This is a genomic window from Aeromonas sp. 600282 (assembly GCF_049175755.1).
Classification (GTDB): Bacteria; Pseudomonadota; Gammaproteobacteria; order Enterobacterales; family Aeromonadaceae; genus Aeromonas; species Aeromonas veronii_A.
Genome location: NZ_JAAKVR010000012.1, coordinates 89,866 through 112,208 on the forward strand (window position 1 = coordinate 89,866; position 22,343 = coordinate 112,208).

General features: G+C 59.7%; 20 protein-coding genes. 4 read left to right on the plus strand and 16 right to left on the minus strand.

Features of this window, described 5'->3' with window-relative positions; all coding sequences use genetic code 11:
* Positions 1-5: 5 nt before the first annotated feature.
* The 4 genes from G5137_RS12805 to yacG are packed head-to-tail and all read left to right on the plus strand — an operon-like array spanning position 6 to position 2,471.
* Positions 6-878 carry a prepilin peptidase gene (locus G5137_RS12805; RefSeq protein WP_266134900.1) on the plus strand — a complete coding sequence of 291 codons (873 nt, stop codon included), beginning with the start codon at positions 6-8 and terminating at the stop codon, positions 876-878.
* 14 nt (positions 879-892) lie between these two features.
* On the plus strand, positions 893-1,507 hold the full coding sequence (gene coaE / locus G5137_RS12810) for a dephospho-CoA kinase (protein ID WP_421255498.1): 615 nt from the start codon (positions 893-895) through the stop codon (positions 1,505-1,507).
* A 37-nt stretch (positions 1,508-1,544) separates the two neighbouring features.
* Positions 1,545-2,267 carry a cell division protein ZapD gene (zapD, locus tag G5137_RS12815; RefSeq protein ID WP_216952203.1) on the plus strand — a complete coding sequence of 241 codons (723 nt, stop codon included), beginning with the start codon at positions 1,545-1,547 and terminating at the stop codon, positions 2,265-2,267.
* A gap of 9 nt (positions 2,268-2,276) precedes the next feature.
* Positions 2,277-2,471, plus strand: a complete 195-nt coding sequence (gene yacG / locus G5137_RS12820) for a DNA gyrase inhibitor YacG (protein ID WP_005336142.1) — start codon at positions 2,277-2,279, stop codon at positions 2,469-2,471.
* A gap of 75 nt (positions 2,472-2,546) precedes the next feature.
* On the opposite strand, the gene mutT is transcribed toward yacG, so the two are convergent.
* The 16 genes from mutT to ftsL form a co-directional block, all read right to left on the minus strand.
* Positions 2,547-2,951 carry an 8-oxo-dGTP diphosphatase MutT gene (gene mutT / locus G5137_RS12825; RefSeq protein ID WP_257124211.1) on the minus strand — a complete coding sequence of 135 codons (405 nt, stop codon included), beginning with the start codon at positions 2,949-2,951 and terminating at the stop codon, positions 2,547-2,549.
* 185 nt (positions 2,952-3,136) lie between these two features.
* Positions 3,137-5,857 carry a preprotein translocase subunit SecA gene (gene secA / locus G5137_RS12830; protein ID WP_421209460.1) on the minus strand — a complete coding sequence of 907 codons (2,721 nt, stop codon included), beginning with the start codon at positions 5,855-5,857 and terminating at the stop codon, positions 3,137-3,139.
* Between the two features lie 60 nt (positions 5,858-5,917).
* Positions 5,918-6,823 carry a peptidoglycan DD-metalloendopeptidase family protein gene (locus tag G5137_RS12835; protein WP_257124209.1) on the minus strand — a complete coding sequence of 302 codons (906 nt, stop codon included), beginning with the start codon at positions 6,821-6,823 and terminating at the stop codon, positions 5,918-5,920.
* A 140-nt stretch (positions 6,824-6,963) separates the two neighbouring features.
* Positions 6,964-7,887 (minus strand): UDP-3-O-acyl-N-acetylglucosamine deacetylase, encoded by a 924-nt coding sequence (gene lpxC, locus G5137_RS12840; RefSeq protein WP_005336146.1) that lies wholly within the window; start codon positions 7,885-7,887, stop codon positions 6,964-6,966.
* Positions 7,888-7,986: 99 nt separating this feature from the next.
* Positions 7,987-9,138 (minus strand): cell division protein FtsZ, encoded by a 1,152-nt coding sequence (gene ftsZ / locus G5137_RS12845; protein ID WP_005336147.1) that lies wholly within the window; start codon positions 9,136-9,138, stop codon positions 7,987-7,989.
* A 39-nt stretch (positions 9,139-9,177) separates the two neighbouring features.
* On the minus strand, positions 9,178-10,437 hold the full coding sequence (ftsA, locus tag G5137_RS12850; RefSeq protein WP_005336148.1) for a cell division protein FtsA: 1,260 nt from the start codon (positions 10,435-10,437) through the stop codon (positions 9,178-9,180).
* Entirely contained in the window at positions 10,418-11,170 is a 753-nt protein-coding gene (locus tag G5137_RS12855) for a cell division protein FtsQ/DivIB (protein WP_216952206.1), read from the minus strand. The genes ftsA and G5137_RS12855 overlap by 20 nt, the downstream gene beginning before the upstream one ends.
* Positions 11,171-11,267: 97 nt before the next feature.
* Positions 11,268-12,722 (minus strand): UDP-N-acetylmuramate--L-alanine ligase, encoded by a 1,455-nt coding sequence (gene murC, locus G5137_RS12860; protein WP_216952207.1) that lies wholly within the window; start codon positions 12,720-12,722, stop codon positions 11,268-11,270.
* A 111-nt stretch (positions 12,723-12,833) separates the two neighbouring features.
* Entirely contained in the window at positions 12,834-13,916 is a 1,083-nt protein-coding gene (murG, locus tag G5137_RS12865; protein ID WP_216952208.1) for an undecaprenyldiphospho-muramoylpentapeptide beta-N-acetylglucosaminyltransferase, read from the minus strand.
* Positions 13,916-15,097, minus strand: a complete 1,182-nt coding sequence (gene ftsW, locus G5137_RS12870) for a cell division protein FtsW (protein ID WP_005341699.1) — start codon at positions 15,095-15,097, stop codon at positions 13,916-13,918. The genes murG and ftsW overlap by 1 nt, the downstream gene beginning before the upstream one ends.
* Complete coding sequence (gene murD, locus G5137_RS12875; RefSeq protein WP_216979978.1) at positions 15,094-16,377, minus strand: UDP-N-acetylmuramoyl-L-alanine--D-glutamate ligase; 1,284 nt, start codon at positions 16,375-16,377, stop codon at positions 15,094-15,096. The genes ftsW and murD overlap by 4 nt, the downstream gene beginning before the upstream one ends.
* Before the next feature lie 4 nt (positions 16,378-16,381).
* Positions 16,382-17,464 (minus strand): phospho-N-acetylmuramoyl-pentapeptide-transferase, encoded by a 1,083-nt coding sequence (gene mraY / locus G5137_RS12880; protein ID WP_005341701.1) that lies wholly within the window; start codon positions 17,462-17,464, stop codon positions 16,382-16,384.
* On the minus strand, positions 17,458-18,813 hold the full coding sequence (murF, locus tag G5137_RS12885; RefSeq protein ID WP_421255499.1) for a UDP-N-acetylmuramoyl-tripeptide--D-alanyl-D-alanine ligase: 1,356 nt from the start codon (positions 18,811-18,813) through the stop codon (positions 17,458-17,460). Before murF ends, mraY begins: the two co-directional genes overlap by 7 nt.
* Positions 18,810-20,342, minus strand: a complete 1,533-nt coding sequence (murE, locus tag G5137_RS12890; protein ID WP_421255500.1) for a UDP-N-acetylmuramoyl-L-alanyl-D-glutamate--2,6-diaminopimelate ligase — start codon at positions 20,340-20,342, stop codon at positions 18,810-18,812. The genes murF and murE overlap by 4 nt, the downstream gene beginning before the upstream one ends.
* The gene (locus tag G5137_RS12895; RefSeq protein ID WP_421255501.1) at positions 20,275-22,029 is read right to left on the minus strand and encodes a penicillin-binding transpeptidase domain-containing protein; all 1,755 of its coding nucleotides are present in this window, start codon (positions 22,027-22,029) and stop codon (positions 20,275-20,277) included. The genes murE and G5137_RS12895 overlap by 68 nt, the downstream gene beginning before the upstream one ends.
* Entirely contained in the window at positions 22,026-22,340 is a 315-nt protein-coding gene (gene ftsL, locus G5137_RS12900) for a cell division protein FtsL (RefSeq protein ID WP_216952213.1), read from the minus strand. Before ftsL ends, G5137_RS12895 begins: the two co-directional genes overlap by 4 nt.
* Between the last annotated feature and the right edge of the window lie 3 nt (positions 22,341-22,343).

Consider the following 22,343-nt stretch of genomic DNA (forward strand, 5'->3'; position numbering starts at 1 on the left):
TTGTTATGACACTTCTTCTCGAGCTGGCTCACGGCTTGCCATGGATCTTTTTTTCGCTGGTTTTTATCTTTTCCCTGATGATCGGCAGTTTCCTCAACGTAGTGATCCACCGCCTGCCCATCATGCTGGAGCGAGAGTGGCAGGCCGAGTATCGCAGCTACTTCTCCCCCGACGAAGAGGCCATCGCACCAGAGCGCTACAACCTGATGGTACCGCGCTCCGCATGTCCTCACTGTGGTCACCCCATTACCGCCATCGAGAACATTCCGCTGCTGAGCTGGCTCTGGCTCAAGGGGCGTTGCCGCGACTGTCAGGCGCCCATCTCGGCCCGCTATCCGCTGGTAGAGCTGATAACAGCCCTGCTCTCGGTGGCCGTTGCCATGGTCATAACGCCGGGCTGGGGCACACTGGCCGCCCTGCTGCTGACTTGGGTATTGGTGGCCCTCACCTTTATCGATCTCGACAAGATGTTGCTGCCAGATCAGCTCACCCTGCCCCTGCTGTGGGGCGGTCTGCTGTTCAATCTGGCAGGTGGCTTCGTACCGCTGGCGGATGCCGTGATTGGCGCCATGGTCGGCTATCTGGTGCTCTGGAGCCTCTACTGGGCCTTCAAGCTGCTCACCGGCAAGGAGGGGATGGGCTATGGCGACTTCAAGCTGCTGGCGGCGCTGGGTGCCTGGCTCGGCTGGCAGGCGCTGCCGATCATATTGCTGCTCTCATCCCTGGTCGGCGCCGTGATCGGCATCAGCCTGATCGCCTTGCACAAACACCATCAGGGCAAGCCCATCCCCTTCGGCCCCTACCTCGCCATCGCGGGCTGGATTGCCCTGCTGTGGGGCGATACCATCACCAACTGGTATCTCTCTACCCTGCTTTGAGCAAGAGGCCCCCCATGTATGTAGTTGCTATTACCGGTGGTATCGGCAGTGGCAAGACCACCATCGCCAATCAGTTTGCCGAACTGGGTATCGAGGTGGTGGATGCCGATGTGATCGCCCGCGAGGTCGTAGAGCCGGGCACCCCGGCCCTTGCCACCATCGCCGACCATTTTGGCCCGGATGTGATTGAGCCGAGCGGTCAACTCGACCGTCGCACCCTGCGCGAGCGGGTATTCAGCGACCCGCAGGCCAAGGAGTGGCTCAATACACTGCTCCATCCGCTGATTCGCAGTGAAATGCTGCGCCAGTGTGCCGCAGCCAGTTCTCCTTACTGCCTGCTGGTGGTGCCGCTGCTGGTGGAGAACAAACTCACCGGCCTCGCCGACCGGGTGCTGGTGATCGATGTGGACGAAGCGACCCAGATTGAGCGCACCTGCCGTCGTGATGGCGTCAGCACCGAGCAGGCCAGAGCCATCATCGCAGCACAGGCCAGCCGGACAGAACGGCTAGCTGCGGCGGATGATGTCATCGAGAACGCCAATGGCAGCGAAATGGCGATAAAAACGCGGATTTTGGCACTGCACGAGACATATCTGGCATTTGCCTCTCAACAACCCCGTCAACAGTGAGTACACTAGGCCGGTTTATGGCTGGCCAGGATTAGGCATGATTTACGATTTTCCCCTCAATGAAAAAAGCCGGACCTACCTGCGTCTGGAGTCCCTGTTTTCCCAAATTCGCGACAATCTGGAGAGCGAGCAATCCTGGGCCCATATCGCCTTCTTCAAAGGGCTGTTCGATCTGCAGGAGCTGCTGGAGCGTGGTGACTTGCGCGCTGACCTTATCAAGGATCTGGAGCGTCTCGGCCAACGTCTGAGCCACTGGGCCAGCCTGCCCGACGTCGATCTGGAGCAGATCAAACAGATGCAGCAAGAGAGCAGCCAGCTCTCCCGCAACCTGCTCAACTCGCCACGCCCGGGAGCCCGCCTGAAAGAGGATCGTCTGCTCGGTTCCATTCGCCAGCGCTTCTCCATCCCGGGTGGCCTGTGTGCCTTCGACGTGCCCCAGCTGCACCACTGGCTCGGAACCCCGGCCATCACCCGTCACCAGCAGATGCAGGGCTGGCTTAGCGACATCACCCTGCTGATGAACGCCATCACCCTGTTGCTGCGTCTGTGGCGTGAATCGGGCAGCTTCAGCGAGCAGGTGGCGACCAACGGCTTCTTCCAGGACACCGCCGAAAGCGCCGAGCTGATCCGCATCAAGCTGCCGGGCAATCTGTTCTGCTACCCGACCCTGAGCGGCCACAAGAATCGTTTTGCCCTGCGCTTCCTGCCTACGGGCGAGCAGCAGATTGGCGATGTGCCATTCCAGCTCGCCTGCTGCTAAGGAGTACTTATGGTCACCAAGGTAAAGTGTCCGACCTGCCAGAGCGAAGTGGAGTGGGGCCCGCAGAGTCCGTTCCGACCTTTCTGCAGCAAACGCTGCCAGCTGATCGATCTCGGCGAGTGGGCCGATGAAGAGAAGCGGATCCCCGGGGAGATCAACCCGGATCTGCTGCCGGAGCCGGAAGAGGGCGATCAGTGGCTATAAGCCCCTGGTCACTCTCCGCTATAAAATAAAAAAGGGCCGATGGGCCCTTTTTTGATGCTTGTTGTTGCAACCGGTTCAAGCCAGCAGGCCTTGAAGCCGCGCGACAATCGGACCGTTGGCATCGGGAAAGTGGTAGTTGTGCAGCTCGGACACCGGCACCCATAGACACTCCTGCCCCTCTTTGCCGAACGGCTCGCCGCTGAAACGGGTCACCTTCCAGATATCCAGCAACACCTGCTTCTCGGGGTAGTCGTGCTGCAGCTCCATGAAAGGGGCACAATCCTGCACCCGGATGCCGATCTCTTCCCACAGCTCCCGATCCAGTGCGGTGAGAAGATCCTCGCCCGACTCGACCTTGCCACCTGGAAACTCCCAGCGATCCCCCTGATGGCGATCGGAGGAGCGTCTGGCGATAAAGATATCGCCCTGTTCATTCTCGATGACGCCAACCGCTACCCAGATCCGCTTTTTCTGTTCCATCTTGTTACCTTTGTACGCTATGGCTGACCAGGCCGTTCAATGTGCCCAACCTCCGGCTGGATGAACGGCCGATGATGCCTGATATCCGATAACCCTTGGTCAGATGGCGCCACCACAGTGACGTCGCCACCCTCTGACAAAAACAAGGCGGGCACCGGGCCCGCCTTGTCATAGCACTGCATCGATCAGGTCAACTGACCGTGGCAATGCTTGTATTTCTTGCCTGAACCGCACGGGCAGGGATCGTTGCGACCAACCTTCTGCTCATCGCGCACGAAGGTGGTGTGGCCCTCTTCACCTGCGGCCTGTTCATCGGCCAGCTGGCTCTCAGCCGCGGCATGGGTGTAGGTACGGGGAGCGGCTTCCGCCTGCTGGCGCTGCTGCTCTTCCATCGCTTCCACATCGCGCTCCTGCACCTGAACACGGCTCAGGATGCTGACCACGTCGCGCTTGAGGGTTTCCAGCATCTGGGTGAACAGATCGAAGGATTCGCGCTTGTACTCCTGCTTGGGGTTCTTCTGGGCGTAGCCGCGCAGATGGATGCCCTGACGCAGGTGATCCATGGCCGCCAGATGCTCTTTCCACAGACCATCCAGAGTTTGCAGCATCACTGCCTTCTCGAAGTTGCGTAGCACCTCTTTGCCAACCAGCTCCTCCTTGTGGGCATAGAGCTTGGTGGCTTCGTCCAGAATGCGCTCGCGCAGCTTCTCTTCATACAGCTTGTCATCTTCCGCCAGCCACTGCTGCAGCGGCAGATCCAGCGCGAAGTCTGCCTTCAGGCGCGCTTCCAGACCCGGCACATCCCACATCTCTTCCAGAGACTGGGGCGGGATGTACTCGTCAATCACGCTGCCGTAGACATCATCACGGATAACGTGGATGGTCTCGGAGATATCGTTGGTATCCAGCAACTCGTTACGCTGCTCGTACACTACCTTGCGCTGGTCGTTGGCCACGTCGTCAAACTCCAGCAAGCTCTTGCGGATGTCGAAGTTGCGACCTTCCACCTTGCGCTGGGCATTTTCGATCGCCTTGGTGACCCAGGGGTGTTCGATGGCTTCGCCCTCTTCCATGCCCAGCTTCTTCATCATGCCGGTGACGCGATCGGAGGCGAAGATCCGCATCAGAGTATCTTCCATGGAGAGGTAGAAACGGGAGGAGCCCGGGTCACCCTGACGACCGGAACGGCCGCGCAGCTGGTTATCGATACGGCGGGACTCGTGACGCTCGGTACCGATAATGTGCAGACCACCGGCGGCCAGCACCGCATCGTGACGCACCTGCCAGGCGGCTTTCAGCTCGGCAATCTGCTCGCTGGTCGGGTTCTCCAGCTTGGCAATCTCAGCCTGCCAGTTGCCGCCCAACACGATGTCGGTACCACGACCGGCCATGTTGGTGGCGATAGTGACCGCGCCAGTCTGACCGGCCTGGGCAACGATCTCCGCTTCCATGGCGTGGAACTTGGCGTTCAGCACCTTGTGCGGGATCTTCTCCTTGGTCAGGATGCCGGAGAGCAGCTCGGAGTTCTCGATAGAGACAGTACCAACCAGTACAGGCTGGCCCTTGGCCACGCACTGACGGATATCTTCGATGATGGCGGCATACTTCTCGTTGGCGGTCAGGTAGACCAGATCGCCCATGTCCTTGCGCACCATCGGCTTGTTGGTCGGGATAACCACGGTATCCAGGCCATAAATCTGCTGGAATTCAAAGGCTTCTGTATCCGCAGTACCTGTCATCCCCGCCAGCTTGTTGTAGAGACGGAAGTAGTTCTGGAAGGTGATGGAGGCCAGCGTCTGGTTCTCGTTCTGGATCTTCACCCCTTCCTTCGCTTCAACGGCCTGATGCAGACCATCAGACCAGCGACGACCCGGCATGGTACGACCGGTGTGCTCATCGACGATGACGATCTCGTCTTTCTGGACGATGTAGTCCACGTTGCGCTCGAACAGGGTATGAGCACGCAGACCGGCGTTCACGTGGTGCAACAGACTGATGTTGGAGGCGGAGAACAGGGAATCGTTCTCATCCAGCAGCCCCTCTTTCTTGAGCAGCTCTTCCACGAAGATCTGGCCGTTTTCGGTCAGCAGCGCCTGACGGTTCTTCTCGTCTACCGTGTAGTGACCGTCACCGGTGTACTCTTCGGTATCTTCCTTGTCCTGCTTGACCAGCAAGGGGATCAGCTTGTTGACACGAATATAGAGCTCGGAGCTGTCTTCGGCCGGGCCTGAGATAATCAGCGGGGTACGAGCTTCATCGATAAGCACCGAGTCAACCTCATCCACCAGCGCGTAGTTGAGCGGACGCTGTACCCGTTGCTCCGGCGAGAACGCCATGTTGTCGCGCAGGTAGTCGAAACCGAATTCGTTGTTGGTACCGTAGGTGATGTCGGCGGCGTAGGCGTCACGCTTCTGGGACGCATCCATGCCGGGCACATTGCACGCAACGGTCATGCCGAGGAAGGCGAACAGCGGGCGGTTCGCCTCCGCATCACGTTTGGCCAGGTAGTCGTTTACCGTCACCACGTGGACGCCACGACCGCTCAGGGCATTCAGGTAAGCTGGCAGGGTTGCGGTCAGGGTCTTACCTTCACCGGTTTTCATTTCCGCGATGCGGTTGGAGTTCAGCACCATGCCGCCGATCAGCTGCACATCGAAGTGACGCATGCCAAACACCCGCTTGGAGGCTTCACGCACGGTCGCGAACGCTTCCGGCAGCAACTGCTCCAGAGTCTCACCCTGCTCGATACGCTGACGATATTCAGCCGTTTTGGCCTGCAACTCAGCATCGGAGAGAGCCTCGAACTGCGGCTCCATGGCATTGATCTGTTTTACAATTTTGCGCAAAGCCTTGAGCGTTCTGTCGTTCCGGCTGCCGATAATCTTGGTAAGCAGTGTGCTAATCATGGGTACCAACTATTTCTGGTTATATAAAGCGTTCCGTCACTGGAACCTGAAGAAAAAAACCTAACCCCGGCTGGCACTGAGAAAGCGTGCGGGGTTGACCTGACGACCATCTTTCAACACTTCGTAATGCAAATGGACCCCGGTCGCGCGACCGGTGCGCCCCATCAAGGCAATTTTCTGCCCCTGATCAACCAGGGTGCCCACCTCGACCAGCAACCTGGAATTGTGGGCATAGCGGGTGACCAGACCATTGCCGTGATTAATCTCCACCATATTGCCAAATTCCGGATGACGGCCGGCCCAGCTGACAATGCCGGGCCCGGTGGCCAGAATCGGGGTTCCGGGTTTGCCACGGAAATCGACCCCTTTATGCATCTTGGCACGCCCATTGAACGGATCGACCCGTCCGCCAAAGCCGGATGAGACCCAAACTCGCTCTTGTTTGACTGGCGTGCCGGAAATAAAACCGGCATCGGTGATATGGTGATTCATGATGAAAGATTCAAGTACCGACAGCTGCTCTTCGCGGCTGCTGAGCTGCTGGCTGAGGTGTTTCATCGAAGCCTGCAGCTCGTTGAGGCTCACTTCCAGATCTTCATCGTAAGAGGGACCGCCCATGGGGGGCAGCTCTTTGAAATTGAACTCGTCGGGATCGAGGTCGGCCTGTTCGGTCAGTCGCTCGCCAAGGGCATTGATACGACCCAGCTGCCCCTGCATGGTGCCCACCTGAGCAGCCAACATGGCCAGCTGTTCGCGCGCTTCATCACCGCTCTGCTCGGCGGAGCGCTGTTCGGCCATGGCCAGCGCTACTTCCAGCGCCTCCATTTTCTGGTGCCAACTCTGCCAGAGCCAGCCACCACCAAGGGCCAACAGGGAGAAAACAATACCGCCGACCCATGCCAGACGTTGTTTGGGCAGGTGCAACTTGCGTCGCTGCTTGCCGTGGAGGATCAGGGTAATGCTCATAGAAATCAGTCTGCTCGGTCAGGTGCGGCCAGGAGCCTGCACGGGAAATAAAACCGGGAGATAATCGGTATTAAAGGATGGAGTAAACAAATGACGGAACGTCGGTGCGGAGAGAGGACCGACGTTCCGTTGCACAGCTATCAGGCCAGAACCAGACCGTTATCGTAGTAAGCGATAGGCGCTTTGTCGCCCTCACCCTCGAAGGTCACCAGTTCCCAAGCCTCCTGCTCGGCCAGCAAGGCACGCAGCAGCTTGTTGTTCAGGGCATGTCCGGTCTTGTAGGCACGGAACTCACCGATGATGCTGCGGTTACACATATAGAGGTCACCGATCGCGTCCAGCATCTTGTGCTTGACGAACTCGTCCTCATAACGCAAACCGTCTTCGTTCAGCACTCGATAATCGTCCAGTACCACGGCGTTTTCCAGGCTTCCGCCCAGCGCCAGGTTCTGGGAACGCAGGTACTCGATATCGCGCATGAACCCAAAGGTACGGGCACGGCTGATCTCTTTCACGAAGGAGGCACCGGAGAAGTCCAGTACGCAACGCTGATTGCGCCCTTCAAAGACCGGATGCTGGAAATCGATCTCGAGATCCATCTTGAAGCCGTTGCGATAGGGGTGGAATTCCGCCCACTTGTCGCCGTCTTCAACCCGGATGCTCTTCTTGATCCGCACAAACTGCTTGGCAGCATTCTGCTCACGGATCCCGACTTCCTGCAGCAGGTAGATAAAGGGATGCGCACTGCCGTCCATCACCGGGATCTCGGGCGCGTCAACCTCGACATAGAGGTTGTCGATCCCCATCCCGGCCAGCGCGGCGGAGAGGTGCTCAATGGTAGAGACACGGACACCGGCTTCGTTGACCAGAGCGGTACAGAGCACGGTATCGCGCACCTGATCGGCATTGGCTGGCAGCTCCACCACAGGATTCAGGTCGGTACGCAAGTAAACGATTCCTGTGTTCACAGGCGCCGGACGGAACGTCATGGTGACTTTCCGGCCCGAATGCAGGCCGACACCAGTCGCCTGAACACTCGTTTTCAAGGTTCTTTGTCTAATCATGGGTGTACCCTAAACAGCTTAAAATCCGGACCAGATGGTCGTTGGCAGGCCATCTTAGCACATTCCTTAAGCAACAGACAAACACGCCTCATAAGAGACTTAGTCTGCCTGCTTGCGCAGGAACGCCGGAATATCCAGATAATCCGGTTCACGACGGGCTTGCGGCTCGGCGTTAACCACCTTGGCCGGGGCTTCGTCCATCACGCGGCCTTGCATCATGTCGCTGACCAGCGGCTGACGTACCGGGCGCTCTTGCACCTGGCTGCTCTTGACTAGCGTGATGTCGGGCTTGCGCTCGGCACCGATACCGGTGGCAACCACGGTCACACGCAGTTCGTCGTGCATTTCCGGATCGATTACGGTACCCACTACTACAGTGGCGTTCTCGGAAGCGAAGGCCTTGACCGCGTTACCCACGGTTTCGAACTCTTCGATGGTCATGTCCATACCGGCGGTGATGTTAACCAGGATGCCACGGGCACCAGCCAGATCCACATCTTCCAACAGCGGGCTGGAGATGGCTTTCTCGGCCGCTTCCTCGGCACGGTCATCACCAGAGGCGGAACCGGTTCCCATCATGGCGGTACCCATTTCACGCATCACGGTACGCACGTCCGCAAAGTCGACGTTGATCAAACCCGGACGGGTGATCAGCTCGGCAATGCCCTGTACCGCGCCAAGCAGCACATCGTTGGCTGCCTTGAAGGCATCCAGCAGGGAGATACCGCGACCCAGCACCTTCAGCAACTTGTCGTTGGGGATGGTGATCAGGGAGTCGACGTTTTTGGAGAGCTCTTCGATACCGTGCGCAGCGAAGCCCATCCGCTTCTTACCTTCAAAGGAGAACGGCTTGGTCACCACAGCAACGGTCAGGATGCCCATCTCGCGTGCCACTTCAGCCACGATCGGCGCAGCACCGGTACCGGTACCACCGCCCATACCGGCGGCGATGAACACCATGTCGGAACCGGTCAGCAGCTCACGCAGTGCTTCGCGATCTTCCATGGCCGCATCACGACCCACTTCCGGATTGGCGCCGGCACCCAGACCCTTGGTGATGCCACCGCCGATCTGCAGGGTAGTGTTGGCGCTGGAGTTACGCAGTGCCTGGGCGTCGGTGTTGACGGTAATAAACTCAACACCCTCAATATTTTGACGAACCATGTGTTCGACAGCGTTACCGCCGCCGCCACCTACACCGATCACTTTAATGACGGCTTCGTCAGTGTGGCTATCCATAAATTCAAACATGTTGTCTCTCCGCTTTATTTGCCTGACTCAGCAAAATTCTTAGAACTCGCCACGCAGCCAGTTGCTAACCCGTTTGACCAGGCCACCGACGCTTGCCTTGGCGGCATATTCTTTGTTGCTACCTGTGGCTTGATGGGTGCGGCCATATTGCAGCAACCCGACCGCAGTCGAGTACACCGGTGCCTGCACGTAATCACTCAAACCACGTATGTTCATGGGCTCTCCCACCCGGACCTGGCTCTGGAAGATCTGCTCTGCACACTCCACAATACCTTCAATCTGGGCAGCGCCGCCGGTCAAGACCACACCGGCTGCCAGCTGATGCTTGACCCCCTGCGCTTTCAACTCGCTTTGTACCCGCACCAGCTCATCATTCACCATGGAGAGCAACTCGGTGTAACGGGGCTCAATCACTTCAGCCAGTGTCTGCCGTTGCAGGCTGCGCGCCGGGCGACCACCGACACTGGGTACTTCAATATTGTCTTCCTTGCTGACCAGACGACCGAGGGCGCAACCGTAACGCACCTTGATCGCTTCCGCGTCGAGCGGCGGCGTGCCGAAGGCGTAGGCGATGTCGCTGGTCACAGTGCTGCCAGCATACGGGATCACCTTGGTGTGGCGCAGGGCACCGCCGGTAAACAGCGACATATCCATGGTACCGCCACCGATATCCACCACGCAGACACCCAGCTCTTTCTCGTCTTCGGTCAATACGGCATAGCTGGAGGCCAGCGCGGAGAAGATCAGTTGATCCACGCGCAAACCGACCTTCTCCACACACTTCTCGATGTTGCGAGCCATGTCGTTGTGGCAGGTGATCAGGTGAACCTTGGCCGCCATCCGCACGCCGGAGAGGCCGACCGGATTCTTGATCCCTTCCTGATAGTCGATCGCAAACTCCTGGGGCAGCACGTGCAGCACACGCAGCTCGTCGGAGAGGCGAACCGACTTGGCGGTGTGGATCACGTTGTCCACATCCTCCTGGGTCACCTCCTCATCGGAGATGGGCACCATGCCGGTCTCGTTGCGGCAGTCGATATGCTTGCCGGACAAACCCAGATAAACCGAGCTGATCTGGCAGTCGGCCATCATCTCGGCCTCTTCCACCGCACGGCGCAATGACTTGACCACGGAGTCGAGATCGTTGACCCCACCCTTCTCCATCCCGCGGGAGGCGTGACTGCCCATACCGATGACGTTCAGCTCACCGTCCGGCAATACTTCCCCGACCAGAACCGCCACCTTGGTTGTGCCGATATCCAGTCCGACAATCAAATTCCTATCTGCGGTGTTGGTCATGCACTTTCTCTTCGCTCTTCTTCCAGCCAACTGCCACACCGGTATCGTATCGAAGATCCACATACGCAACCTGCGAACGGGGTTCGATAACCGGGAAGGCATCGATAAATCGCTGCAACCTGAGCGCTATGTCGTTGCGACCCAGAAACAGCTTGATATTGCCATCCAGGGTCAGCTCCCAGGCATGGCGGGGAGTCAGATTCACTCCCAGCAACTTGTATCCCTTGGCAGCCAGTTGCGACTCGTACTGCCGACTCTCTTTCAACACCATGGCGGCCTGGTCATCCGGCCCCGACAACTGCATCAGCGGCGTCTTGACCCGATCCGGGGCGCTGAACACCTTGCCCTTGGTGTTGACGAAGCGGTTGCCGTTCCAGCGCGCCGCTACGTCCTGTTCCGTCAGGTAGACCTTGATCTTGTTCGGCCACTTCTTGCGTACCGATACCGAGGCCACCCATGGCAAGGCATTGAGCCTTGCCTGCAATTCATTGACATCCAACTCGAAGAAGTTGCGTAATTCGGCACCATCCAGTACCGCTAACCGCAGCTCCTCCGTCTCCAGATACTGATGTTGCCCTTGCAGCAACAATTCGCTCATGGGCAACCGATTGGCATCCGTCAGCCAATCTTTAACATCCAGCGCAGTCCGGTAGCAGCCCCATATCACCAGCAGGAAAAACATCACCCCTGCGATGAAGCCACCCTTGGTGCGCCCCTGTGCCCTTGCCTCCACCCGTTCGATCCCCGTGTAACGCGCTAAACCGGCCTTTGACAGACCGGTTCGCCATTATATAGGCCCCGGCTTGGCGGTCAAAATACTCATTGGGCCCTCAGGCACCAGATTTCATGCTATCTATGCTCAATTTCATCTCGCCAAGACGACGGGCCAGTGCCCCGACGTTCCCGGCGCCTTGAGTCAGCACCAAATCCCCCTCGCCAATCAGGTCGGCCAGCACGGCTGGCACGTCATCCGGTGTAGCGACGAAGATGGGTTCCAGGTTGCCGCGCGAGCGAATGGAGCGGCACAGTGCCCGTCCATCAGCGCCCGGGATCGGCTCCTCACCGGCAGCATAAACCTCCAGCATCACCAGCACGTCTACCTTGGAGAGCACATCGGCGAAGTCCTCGTAGAGGTCGCGGGTGCGGGTATAACGGTGCGGCTGGAACACCATCACCAGACGCTTCTCGGGCCAACCGGCACGGGCGGCATTGATAGTGACCTTCACTTCGCTCGGGTGGTGGCCGTAATCGTCCACCAGCATCGCCTTGCCACGACCAGTTTCGAACTCGCCATACTGCTGGAAGCGACGGCCGACACCTTCAAACTTGGCCAGCGCAGAGATGATGGCCTCGTCGCTGACACCGTCTTCCGTCGCGACAGCAATCGCCGCGGCGGCGTTCAAGGCGTTGTGAATGCCCGGCAAATTAAGGGTGACCTGCAGTTCACCCGCCTCTTTGCGGCGCACCCGGAAGCGGCTGTGGTTGTTGGTCTGGACAAAATCCAGTACCTGCACGTCAGCGTCTTCAGAGAGACCGTAGGTCAGGGTCGGGCGGGCAATCTCCGGCAACATGCCACGGATCACCGGATCATCGATGCAGACCACCGCCAGTCCGTAGAAGGGCAGATTGTGCAGAAACTCGATGAAGGTGGCCTTCAGCCTGGAGAAGTCACCGCCGTAGGTGTCCATGTGATCCGCTTCGATGTTGGTCACGATAGAGACCATCGGTTGCAGATGCAGGAAAGAGGCGTCGCTCTCGTCCGCTTCGGCAATCAGGTAGCGGCTGCTTCCCAAGCGGGCATTGGTGCCGGCACTGTTGAGCAGGCCACCGATGACGAAGGTCGGGTCGCGATCGGCTTCGGCATAGATGCTCGCCACCAGACTGGTGGTGGTGGTCTTGCCGTGGGTACCGGCAATGGCGATACCGTGCCGGAAACGCATCAGCTCGGCCAGCATCTCAGCACGCCGTACTACCGGGATCCGCAGTTCGCGGGCAGCCAGCAACTCCGGGTTGTCCTGCTTGATGGCAGTAGAAACCACCACCACGCTGGCGCCGTTGACGTGCTCGGCGTTGTGGCCAGTAAAGATATGGGCGCCCAGAGCCTCAAGCCGCTCGGTCACCGCATTGCGAGCCAGATCAGAACCCGTTACCTGATACCCTTCGTTGGCAAGTACTTCGGCGATCCCGCCCATACCGGCACCACCGATACCGATAAAATGGATGCGACGCACGCGGCGCATTTCGGGGATCACAGTACGCAGTTTTGCCAGTTCAACCTTGGTCATAATCATCTCTTTAGTCTGCCGCAGGCCATGTACCGTCAAAGCTCGGCTGCACAGCGGCATCAATACATACAGGTACAAGGCTGCACGGAGTCACCACTGCAACCTTGCTCATTAATCTTTACCACTCTGCCCACTGGCGAGCCGCTTGCACTCATCAGCAACCCGCTCGGCCGCATCGGTAATGGCAACGCGACGGGCGGCCTGAGCCATGCTAAACAGGGTCTCCCTGCGGCCAGCCAGCCAGGAGAGGCGCGCCGCCAGCGAGGTGGTGGTCAGCTCGGACTGGGGCAGGAATTCGGCCGCACCACCGTCGACCAGAGTCAGAGCGTTACGGGTCTGGTGATCATCCACTGCATGGGGCAGCGGGACGAAAATGGCTGCCACCCCGGCGGCGGCCACCTCGGATACCGTCAGGGCTCCCGCCCGGCAGACAACCAGATCGGCCCAGGCATAGGCGCCGGCCATATCCTTGATAAATTCACTCACCTCGGCATTGATGCCGTGCTGGGCATAGGCAGCAGACACTGTCTCGGCATTGCCCTTGCCACACTGGTGACGCACCTCGATAGGCACACCAGCCGCCGCCACCGCAGCGGGTACCTGCTGGTTGAGCACCCGGGCACCCAGGCTGCCACCGACGATCAACAGATGCAGCGGCTCGGCTTCGCTGCGAAGCTGCGGATCCGGCAGGGCGACCACTTCGGGACGCACCGGATTGCCTACCACGGCGGTACGGCGGCTCGGCGCGAAGGCGCCCGGAAATGCCATCAGCACCCGCTTGGCAATACGCGCCAGCAGCTTGTTGGTCATGCCTGCAGCAGCATTCTGCTCATGGAGCAGCAACGGGATGCCGGAGAACCAGGCAGCCACTCCCCCCGGACCGGAGGCAAAGCCCCCCATACCGAGCACCACATCCGGGCGAACAGTCTTGAGCACCTGACGCGCCTGCAAGATTGATTTGACGATGCGATAGGGCGCCATCAGCAGTCGCTTGATGCCGTTGCCACGCACCCCCTGAATATCGATGAAGGAGATGGGATAACCATGGGCGGGCACCAGCTCCGCCTCCATCCGGTCCGCCGTCCCCAGCCAGTGGACAGTCCAGCCCTGCTCCCTCAGTCGATCGGCCACGGCCAGACCGGGAAAGACATGCCCCCCGGTACCACCTGCCATCACCAACAGCGTCTTGCTCACTAAACCTCCCGCACCCGCGCCTGGGCAGTCGCCTGACGCAACTCAAAATCGATTCGAATCAACATGCTCACCGCCACTGTCATGATGATGAGACTCGAGCCGCCGTAACTGACCAGCGGCAGGGTCAACCCCTTGGTCGGCATCATGCCGCTGGCTGCGCCAACGTTGACGAAAGTCTGGAAACTGAACCAGATGCCGATACCGATAGCCAGATAGCCATCATAGAGGCGGTCGGCTTGCAGGGCGCGATGCCCCAGCTTCAACGCCTTGATCGCCAACGCAAAGATGAGACACAGGGCGCCCAGTACCCCAACGTAACCCAGCTCTTCGCCGAGGATCGCAAACACGAAGTCGGTATGCGCTTCCGGCAGGTACTCCATCTTCTGGATGGAGTTGCCGAGCCCTTCGCCAAACCAGCTGCCACGGCCAAACGCCATCAGCGACTGGGTCAACTGGTAGCCACTGCCAAACGGATCGGCCCAGGGATCCATAAAAGAGGTCACCCGACGCATCCGGTATGGCTCGACGATGATCAGCATGATCACCCCACCAAGACCGCCACCGATAAGGATCATGAACTGCCACAGTTTGGCGCCAGCCAGAAACAGCATGCCGAACGAGGTGACGAACATCACCACGGTCGACCCCAGATCCGGTTGCAGCAGCAACAGGATCGCCAACACCCCGAATACTGCCAAGGGCTTCAGGAAGCCAAGCCAGGCTTCACGCACCTCGTTCTGACGCCGCACCAGATAACCGGCCAGATAGACGAATAGGGCCAGCTTGCCAAACTCGGCCGGCTGCAGGTTGAAGGGGCCCAGTGGCAGCCAGCGCACCGCACCGTTGACATTGCGCCCGACCACCAGCACCAGTACCAGCAGCAGAATGGCCAGCAACAGCATGGGTCCGTTGTACTCCTGCCAGCGCGCCATCGGCACCTGCAACACAAACCAGGAGATACCGAGCGCCATCACCAGAAACATGGCGTGACGCTTCACAAACATGAAGGGATCATCCCCCAGGGAGATCCCCTCCGGGATCGAGGCTGATGCCACGATCACCACCCCGACCGCCATCAGGGAGAGCGCCAGCAACACCAACTGCCGGTCATAGAGGCCGGCAGGGCGCGCCGGCAATAGCCAGCGCTGGAACAGACCTGCGGCTGCGCGAAGGGCATTCATAGCGCCATCACCATCTCGGTAAAGCGATCGCCACGCACCTCGAACGACTTGAACTGATCGAGGCTGGCACAGGCTGGCGCCAGCAGCACCCAGTCACCGGGCTTGGCATCGGCAGCCGCCTTGGCAACCGCAGCGGCCAGGTCGGCCACCCGTTCGGTCTGCTCACCCAGCGCCAGCAGCACCTCGGCATCCTGACCGAAGCAGTACATGTGATCGATCTGGTTGCCCAGCAGCGCCTGGATCGGGCCAAAATCCTGCCCCTTGCCCTGACCACCGGCCAGCAGCAACAGGCGCCCCTTGACCGACTCGCGCACACCGGCAACGGCAGCTAGCGTAGCTCCCACGTTGGTGGCTTTGGAGTCGTTGATCCAGCGCACCCCGTTCACTTCGCGCACGAAACGGGCACGGTGGGGCAAGCCTTCAAAGCGGCGCAGCACGGTGAGCTGGGCAGCGCGGGGAATACCGACCGCATCGCACAGCGCCATGGCGGCCAGCGCGTTGGCCTGATTGTGGGCACCGACGATCTTCATCTCGTCCACCGCCAGCAGCGGCTCGCCGTGCAGGGTCAACCAGTAGCGGCCATCCAGCAGGCAGCGGCCATAGCCATTGCAGTCAAGACCGAAGCTCTGCCACACCTGACCCACATCGGGCAAAGTCTGGGGATCGTCGCGATTGACCAGAATGTGTTTGGAGTGCTGATGGATCTCCATCTTGGCGGCACGGTAGTCGGCCATACCCTGATAGCGATCCATGTGATCTTCAGAGAGGTTCAGCACCACAGAGGCGGCAGCACGCAGGCTGTGAGTGGTCTCCAACTGGAAGCTGGATAGCTCCAGTACGCAGAGATCCATCGGCTGCTTGAGCAGCTCCAGCGCAGGCGTACCGATATTGCCGCCCACGCCCACCTTGAGCCCGGCTTCGGCAATCATCTCACCCACCAGGGTCGTGACAGTGCTCTTGCCATTGGAACCTGTGATGGCGATGACCGGTGTCTCGGTCTCGCGAACGAACAACTCGATATCGCCGACGATCTGCACACCACATTCGGCAGCCGCTTTCAATTCAGGGGTAGCCAGGGCAATGCCCGGGCTCGCGACGATCATATGCGCCTGTTTGAGTCGCTCACCATCCAGCCCGTAAATGAGTTCCACCTCGGCAGGTAGTTGATCCTTGCCGGGCGGGTTGGCGCGAGTGTCCATCACCAGTGGGGTGACACCACGGCCGAGGAAGTAGTCGACGCAGGAGAGTCCGGTTTTGCCGAGTCCGATAACGATGACCATGGCCTTACCTCACCTTCAGGGTGGCAAGACCCAGCAGCACCAGCACGAGGGTGATGATCCAGAAACGCACGATAACGCGCGGCTCCGGCCAGCCCTTCTTCTCGTAGTGGTGATGGATCGGCGCCATGCGGAAGATCCGCACGCCGCGCAGCTTGTAAGACCCCACCTGCAGGATCACCGAGACAGTCTCCATCACGAAGACACCGCCCATGATCACCAGCAGGAACTCCTGGCGTACCAGCACGGCGATGGTGCCGAGCGCGCCGCCCAATGCCAGGGAACCGACGTCCCCCATGAAGACCTGTGCCGGATAGGTGTTGAACCAGAGAAAGCCCAGACCTGCCCCGACGATGGCAGTACAGACGATCACCAGCTCGGAGGTATAGGGAACATAGGGAATATGCAGGTAACTGGCGAAGTTGACGTTGCCGGTTGCCCAGGCGATAAACGCAAAGCCGCCCGCCACCATCACGGTCGGCATGATGGCCAAGCCATCCAGACCATCGGTCAGGTTGACCGCGTTGGAGGTACCAACAATGACGAAATAGGTGAGCAGGATAAACATCAGGCCAAGTTGCGGCATCACATCCTTGAGGAAGGGCACCACCAGCTGGGTCTGACCATCATGGGTGGCCGTGGCGTAGAGGAATACAGCCACTCCCAGCGCAACGGCGGATTGCCAGAAGTACTTCCAGCGGGCGATCAGGCCGTCGGTATTCTTGCGCACCACCTTAAGGTAGTCGTCGGCAAAGCCGATGGCGCCATAGGCACCCAGCACAAACAGCACCAGCCAGACATAGGGGTTGTCGAGGCGGCACCAGAGCAGCACAGACGTGAAAATCGCAGCAATGATCATCAGACCACCCATGGTCGGAGTGCCCCGCTTGCTGAGGTGGGACTCGGGACCATCGTTGCGGATCACCTGACCGAACTTCAGGATCTGCAGGCGACGAATGAGGCGCGGCCCCATCCAGAGCGCAACTCCCAGACCGGTAATGATCGACAGGATGGCGCGAAACGTCAGGTAGGAGAAGACGTTGAAGAAGGTGAAGTGCGGGGTGAGCAGTTCGGCCAGCCAGACTAGCATGTGGCTGACTCCTGATGGCCTTTGACCATCTCGACGATATCTTCCATGCGGGAGCCACGGGCACCCTTGACCAGAATCGAAATTTCCTGATGTGTATTTATCATTTGCGCAAGCACTTCAAACAACGACGCCTTGTTATCGAAATGTCGGCCAGCCGCGGCATCTGCGGTATAGCGACTATGTTCCCCTACTGTCAGCACGGCATCCAGACCGCACTCGCGGGCATGACGGCCAACCCGGGCATGTTGCTCGGCAGACTCCTCACCCAGTTCCCGCATGTCGCCAAACACCAGCACCTTAAAGCCGCTCATGGCGGTCAAGGCATCGATGCCCGCCAGCACGGACTCCACGCTGGCATTGTAGGTATCATCCACCAGAGTCAGACCGCCCCAGCGCTGGACGCAGAAGCGTCCCTTGACCGGTGCCATCTGCTCCAGCCCCACCTTGACGGAGTCGAGGGATGCGCCGAGGGCCAGACAGCCCGCGGCGGCAGCCAGCGCATTGGCCACGTTATGGCGGCCGGGGATCGCCAGAGTCAGGCTCACCTCACCCTCCGGGGTTACCATGACGAACTCGGCACAACCCTGAGCGTTGAGAACCACATCGCGAGCATGGAACGGCTGGCTCTGATCCTCGATGGAGAAGGCGCAGCGAATGCCACGCTCGCGCCACTTCGGCCAGAATTCGTTGTCGGCGTTGACGATGGCGGTGCCGCCTTCGCTCAAGCCCTCAAAAATTTCGCTCTTGGCGTGGTAGATCCCCTCAAGAGAGCCGAAGCCCTCAAGATGGGCAGCTGCGACGTTGTTGATGATGGCGGCATCGGGCTTGGCCAGCGAGGTAGTCCAAGCGATTTCGCCCTTGTGGTTTGCTCCCAGCTCCATCACCGCAAACTGGTGTTGCGGCTCGAGGCGCAGCAGGGTGAGCGGCACGCCCACCTCATTGTTGAAGTTGCCAGCGGTGGCCAGCACTTCCCCTTCGTTGCGCAGGATGGCAGTTGCCATCTCCTTCACCGTGGTCTTGCCGCAGCTGCCGGTAATGGCCAGCACTTTCGGGTTGATGCGCTCACGCACCAGTTTGCCAAGGCGGCCCAACCCCTTGAGGGTATCGGCTACCACCAGTTGGGGAATGGCCAGCGGCAGCTCACGCTCGACCAGCAGAGCAGAGGCCCCTGCCTGAACAGCCTGCTCGCAAAAATCGTGGGCATCGAAACGCTCGCCGCGCAGGGCAACGAACAGGGCACCCGCGCCCAAAGTGCGGGTGTCGGTACTGACAACGGTGATCTCGCCATCGTCACCAATCAGACGGGCATCGAGTACCTGCGCCAGCTCGGCAAGCCTGAGGGTCATCATTTGAATGACTCCAATAATGTGTGCAAGGCGGCCGCGACGGTTTCCCGGTCGCTGTAGTGCCGCTTGTCGGTTCCAATGATCTGATAATCCTCATGGCCCTTACCGGCCACCAGGATGATGTCCTGCTTGCTCGCCTGACCGATGGCCAGCGCAATCGCCTTGACCCGGTCGTGCTCCACCTGCACCGCAGCAGGATCGCGAAGACCCGCCACCATGTCGGCCATGATCCGGGCCGGCTCCTCGGTACGGGGATTGTCGTCGGTCAGGATCACGCGATCCGCATACTGCTCGGCCATGGCGGCCATCATGGGACGCTTGCCGCGATCGCGGTCGCCACCACAGCCAATCAGACACCAAAGCTGGCCGGTGCAGTGCACCCGCAGGGCCTGCAATGCCTTTTCCAGCGCATCAGGGGTGTGGGCGTAATCGACCACCGCCAGCGGCGTATCACCACCGCCGAAACACTCCATACGACCGGTCACTGGCTGCAATTTCGGGGCAGTTGCCAGTAGCTCGTTGAAGTCGTAACCGAGCACCAGCATTACGCCCATCGCCGCCAGCACATTGCTGACGTTGAAGCGCCCGAGCAAGGGGGCGGATAATACACCATTCCCCCAGCTGGAGTTAATCTGCGCGCGAAAACCTTGCTGGTGAAAATCGAGCTGCTGCGCCGTTAATTGACGGCCAAAATGGTGTTCAATCGGGCCATTCACACTGAAAGCCACCGCTGCCGGGTATTTTTCGAGCCACTTGGCACCCAATTCGTCATCTCGGTTAATCACCGCATTCGACTCGTCGACCAGCTGCAGCAGCTGCTCCTTGGCCGCGCCATAGGCTTCCATGGTGCCGTGGTAGTCGAGGTGATCCCGGCTCAGGTTGGTAAAGACAGCGGCGGAAAAGGGCAGCGCGGCGACACGGTGCTGCACCAGACCATGGCTGGAGACCTCCATCGCCACCAGATCCGCCCCCTGCTCTTGCAGCGCAGCCAGATTGGCTTGTACCTGCACGGCGCTGCCAGTGGTATTTTCCGCTTCGATCAGATGGCCAAACAGGCCGTTGCCGATGGTGCCCATCACCCCGGCCTTACCACCCAGCAGGGTGCGCCAGTTGGCGACCAGCAAAGCGGTAGTGCTCTTGCCGTTGGTGCCGGTGATCCCGACCAGATCCAATTTTTGGGCTGGCTGATCGTAGAAATAGCCCGCAAGAGCAGAGAGGTGAGCGGGCAGATCCCGCATCCCGATACAGGGAACCGGAGTCGATGGTGGGATAAATTCACCATCCTCCTCAAACACAACAGCGGTCGCTCCCTGAGCAACCGCCTGTTCGATGAAACGTCTGCCATCCACCTGATGACCGCAAATAGCCACGAAGAGCGAGCCGGGGCCAACCCGCCGACTATCCAGCTGGATATCGGTCAGAGTGAGCGCCGGCGCCTGAATACCGAAGGGGCGCAGTAATGCATCAAGTGCGCGGGACAAGAGGAGCCTCCGTACGGGCAAGTTTGGCGGGCACCGCTGTGGGCACCGCATCAGGACGAATATTGAAGAGTTGCAGTACCCCGCCCATGGCCTCTGCAAACGGCGGGGTCGCCACGGCACCGCCATAGTAGGCGCTGCCTTTTGGCTCGTTAATCACCACCACCATGACGAAACGGGGATTACTGGCAGGGGCAAAACCGGCAAACCAGGCCATGTAATCCTTGCCGTAGCCTCCGGCAACGGCGACCTTGGCGGTACCACTCTTGCCACCGACCCGATAACCCGGAATCTTGGCCTTGGGAATAGCGTTGTCGACTACGTACTCCAGCGCCTGCAGCATGGCGGAGGCGTTGTTGTGATCGATCACCTGCTCACCCTTGGGCGGCGTGGTCACCTTGACGATGGAGATGGGCACTCGCTTGCCCTTGTTGGCCAGGGTGGCGTAGGCGGAAGCCAGTTGCAGCGGGGTAACCCGCAGACCATAACCGAACGAGAGGGTCGCTCGCTCGATATCGGACCAGCGACGACGCTGGGGCAGCATGCCGCTGCTCTCGCCCATCAGCCCGCTGCCAGTATCCATGCCGAAACCGAACATGCTGAGGGTATTGATCATCTCCTGCGCCGGCATCCGCAGCGCGATGCGCGACATACCGATGTTGGAGGAGTAACGCAGGATATCGTAGAGGTTGGTCGCCTTGTGGATACTGACGTCCTTGATCTGCTTGGCACCGATAAAGAGCGGACCACCGGGAATGAAATCTTTCCAGCTGGTGACACCTGCCTGCAAGGCACTGAGCAAAATCAATGGCTTGACGGTCGAACCCGGCTCGTAGGTATCAGTCACCACCCGGTTGCGTACCCGGAAGCTCTGATACTGGCCGCGGTTGTTCGGGTTATAGGAGGGGGTGTTGACCATGGCGAGTACTTCGCCGGTCTTGATATCCAGCATCACCATGGAGCCAGAGGTCGCCTTGTTCTCGTCGGTTGCTCGCTTGAGCGCCCGATAGGCCAGAGCCTGTACCCGCTGATCGATGCTGAGCTGCAGATCGTTGGCGTTCTTGCCCTCTTTGACGATACCAAGACGCTCGATGACCCTGCCCTGCCGGTCCTTGCGCACCCGCATCTCGCCCGGTGTCGCCGTCAGCCACTCGTTGTAGCTGCGCTCGATCCCCTCGATCCCGTTGCCATCGATGTTGGTTACCCCCACCAGGTGGGCACTGATTTCGCCAGTCGGATAGAAGCGGCGCGACTCGGGACGCAGATAGACACCACCCAGCTTGAGCCCCTTGATGTATTCAGAGACAGCGGGCGTTACCTGACGCTGCAGATAGACGAAGCGCTTGCTGGGGTTGGCGATACGTTGCTTGAGAGTATTGATATCGATTTTGAGGACTGCTGAGAGAGCCATCCAGGCCCGCTCATTGTGGATAGCGCCGGACTCGTGCACTGTCTTGGGATCGGCCCAGACCGCCTCGACCGGAACGGAAACAGCCAGCTGTTCACCATTGCGATCGGTGATCATGCCGCGCACCGCCTGGGTGGAGGTGGTTCGCAGAGAGCGCATGTCCCCCTCCTGACGCAGACGATCCGGATTGATCACCTGGATCCAGGCCAGACGGAGGATCAGCCCGACAAAGGCGATGCCGATGAATACGACCAGCGTGCGGAAGCGCCACGGATAGATAGATGGCGCTTTAACGTTCGCTTTAGCGGTTTTGGCTGTAGCCTTCCGTTTCATGGCAGAGTAATTACCTTCTCGGTGGTCACCAGAGGGCGACCCATTTGCAACTTGTCCATGGCCAGCGTGGCGACTCGGGAGTGTTCCGCCAGAGTGCCCTGCTCCAGCAAGAGGTGGCGCCATTCGATATTGAGGCGATCCTCTTCCGCCATCAGGTCATTCTGTTTGGCGGTGAGGCCACGGGTCATGTTGGTCACCAGGATCACGGCAAACGCGGTCACCAGTACGGCAACCGACAGAAAAATCTGCAGCTTGTGCCGCCAGAGATCGGCAACGATCTCCTTGGCTAGGTGGACACGTACTTCGCTCATCGC

Bases quoted from the DNA above. Each gene is read 5' to 3' on its own strand.
- G5137_RS12805 (WP_266134900.1), top strand. From the start codon at position 6: ATGACACTTCTTCTCGAGCTGGCTCACGGCTTGCCATGGATCTTTTTT.
- coaE (WP_421255498.1), top strand. From the start codon at position 893: ATGTATGTAGTTGCTATTACCGGTGGTATCGGCAGTGGCAAGACCACC.
- zapD (WP_216952203.1), top strand. From the start codon at position 1,545: ATGATTTACGATTTTCCCCTCAATGAAAAAAGCCGGACCTACCTGCGT.
- yacG (WP_005336142.1), top strand. From the start codon at position 2,277: ATGGTCACCAAGGTAAAGTGTCCGACCTGCCAGAGCGAAGTGGAGTGG.
- mutT (WP_257124211.1), bottom strand. From the start codon at position 2,951: ATGGAACAGAAAAAGCGGATCTGGGTAGCGGTTGGCGTCATCGAGAAT.
- secA (WP_421209460.1), bottom strand. From the start codon at position 5,857: ATGATTAGCACACTGCTTACCAAGATTATCGGCAGCCGGAACGACAGA.
- G5137_RS12835 (WP_257124209.1), bottom strand. From the start codon at position 6,823: ATGAGCATTACCCTGATCCTCCACGGCAAGCAGCGACGCAAGTTGCAC.
- lpxC (WP_005336146.1), bottom strand. From the start codon at position 7,887: ATGATTAGACAAAGAACCTTGAAAACGAGTGTTCAGGCGACTGGTGTC.
- ftsZ (WP_005336147.1), bottom strand. From the start codon at position 9,138: ATGTTTGAATTTATGGATAGCCACACTGACGAAGCCGTCATTAAAGTG.
- ftsA (WP_005336148.1), bottom strand. From the start codon at position 10,437: ATGACCAACACCGCAGATAGGAATTTGATTGTCGGACTGGATATCGGC.
- murC (WP_216952207.1), bottom strand. From the start codon at position 12,722: ATGACCAAGGTTGAACTGGCAAAACTGCGTACTGTGATCCCCGAAATG.
- ftsW (WP_005341699.1), bottom strand. From the start codon at position 15,097: ATGAATGCCCTTCGCGCAGCCGCAGGTCTGTTCCAGCGCTGGCTATTG.
- murD (WP_216979978.1), bottom strand. From the start codon at position 16,377: ATGGTCATCGTTATCGGACTCGGCAAAACCGGACTCTCCTGCGTCGAC.
- mraY (WP_005341701.1), bottom strand. From the start codon at position 17,464: ATGCTAGTCTGGCTGGCCGAACTGCTCACCCCGCACTTCACCTTCTTC.
- murF (WP_421255499.1), bottom strand. From the start codon at position 18,813: ATGATGACCCTCAGGCTTGCCGAGCTGGCGCAGGTACTCGATGCCCGT.
- murE (WP_421255500.1), bottom strand. From the start codon at position 20,342: ATGCGGTGCCCACAGCGGTGCCCGCCAAACTTGCCCGTACGGAGGCTC.
- G5137_RS12895 (WP_421255501.1), bottom strand. From the start codon at position 22,029: ATGAAACGGAAGGCTACAGCCAAAACCGCTAAAGCGAACGTTAAAGCG.
- ftsL (WP_216952213.1), bottom strand. From the start codon at position 22,340: ATGAGCGAAGTACGTGTCCACCTAGCCAAGGAGATCGTTGCCGATCTC.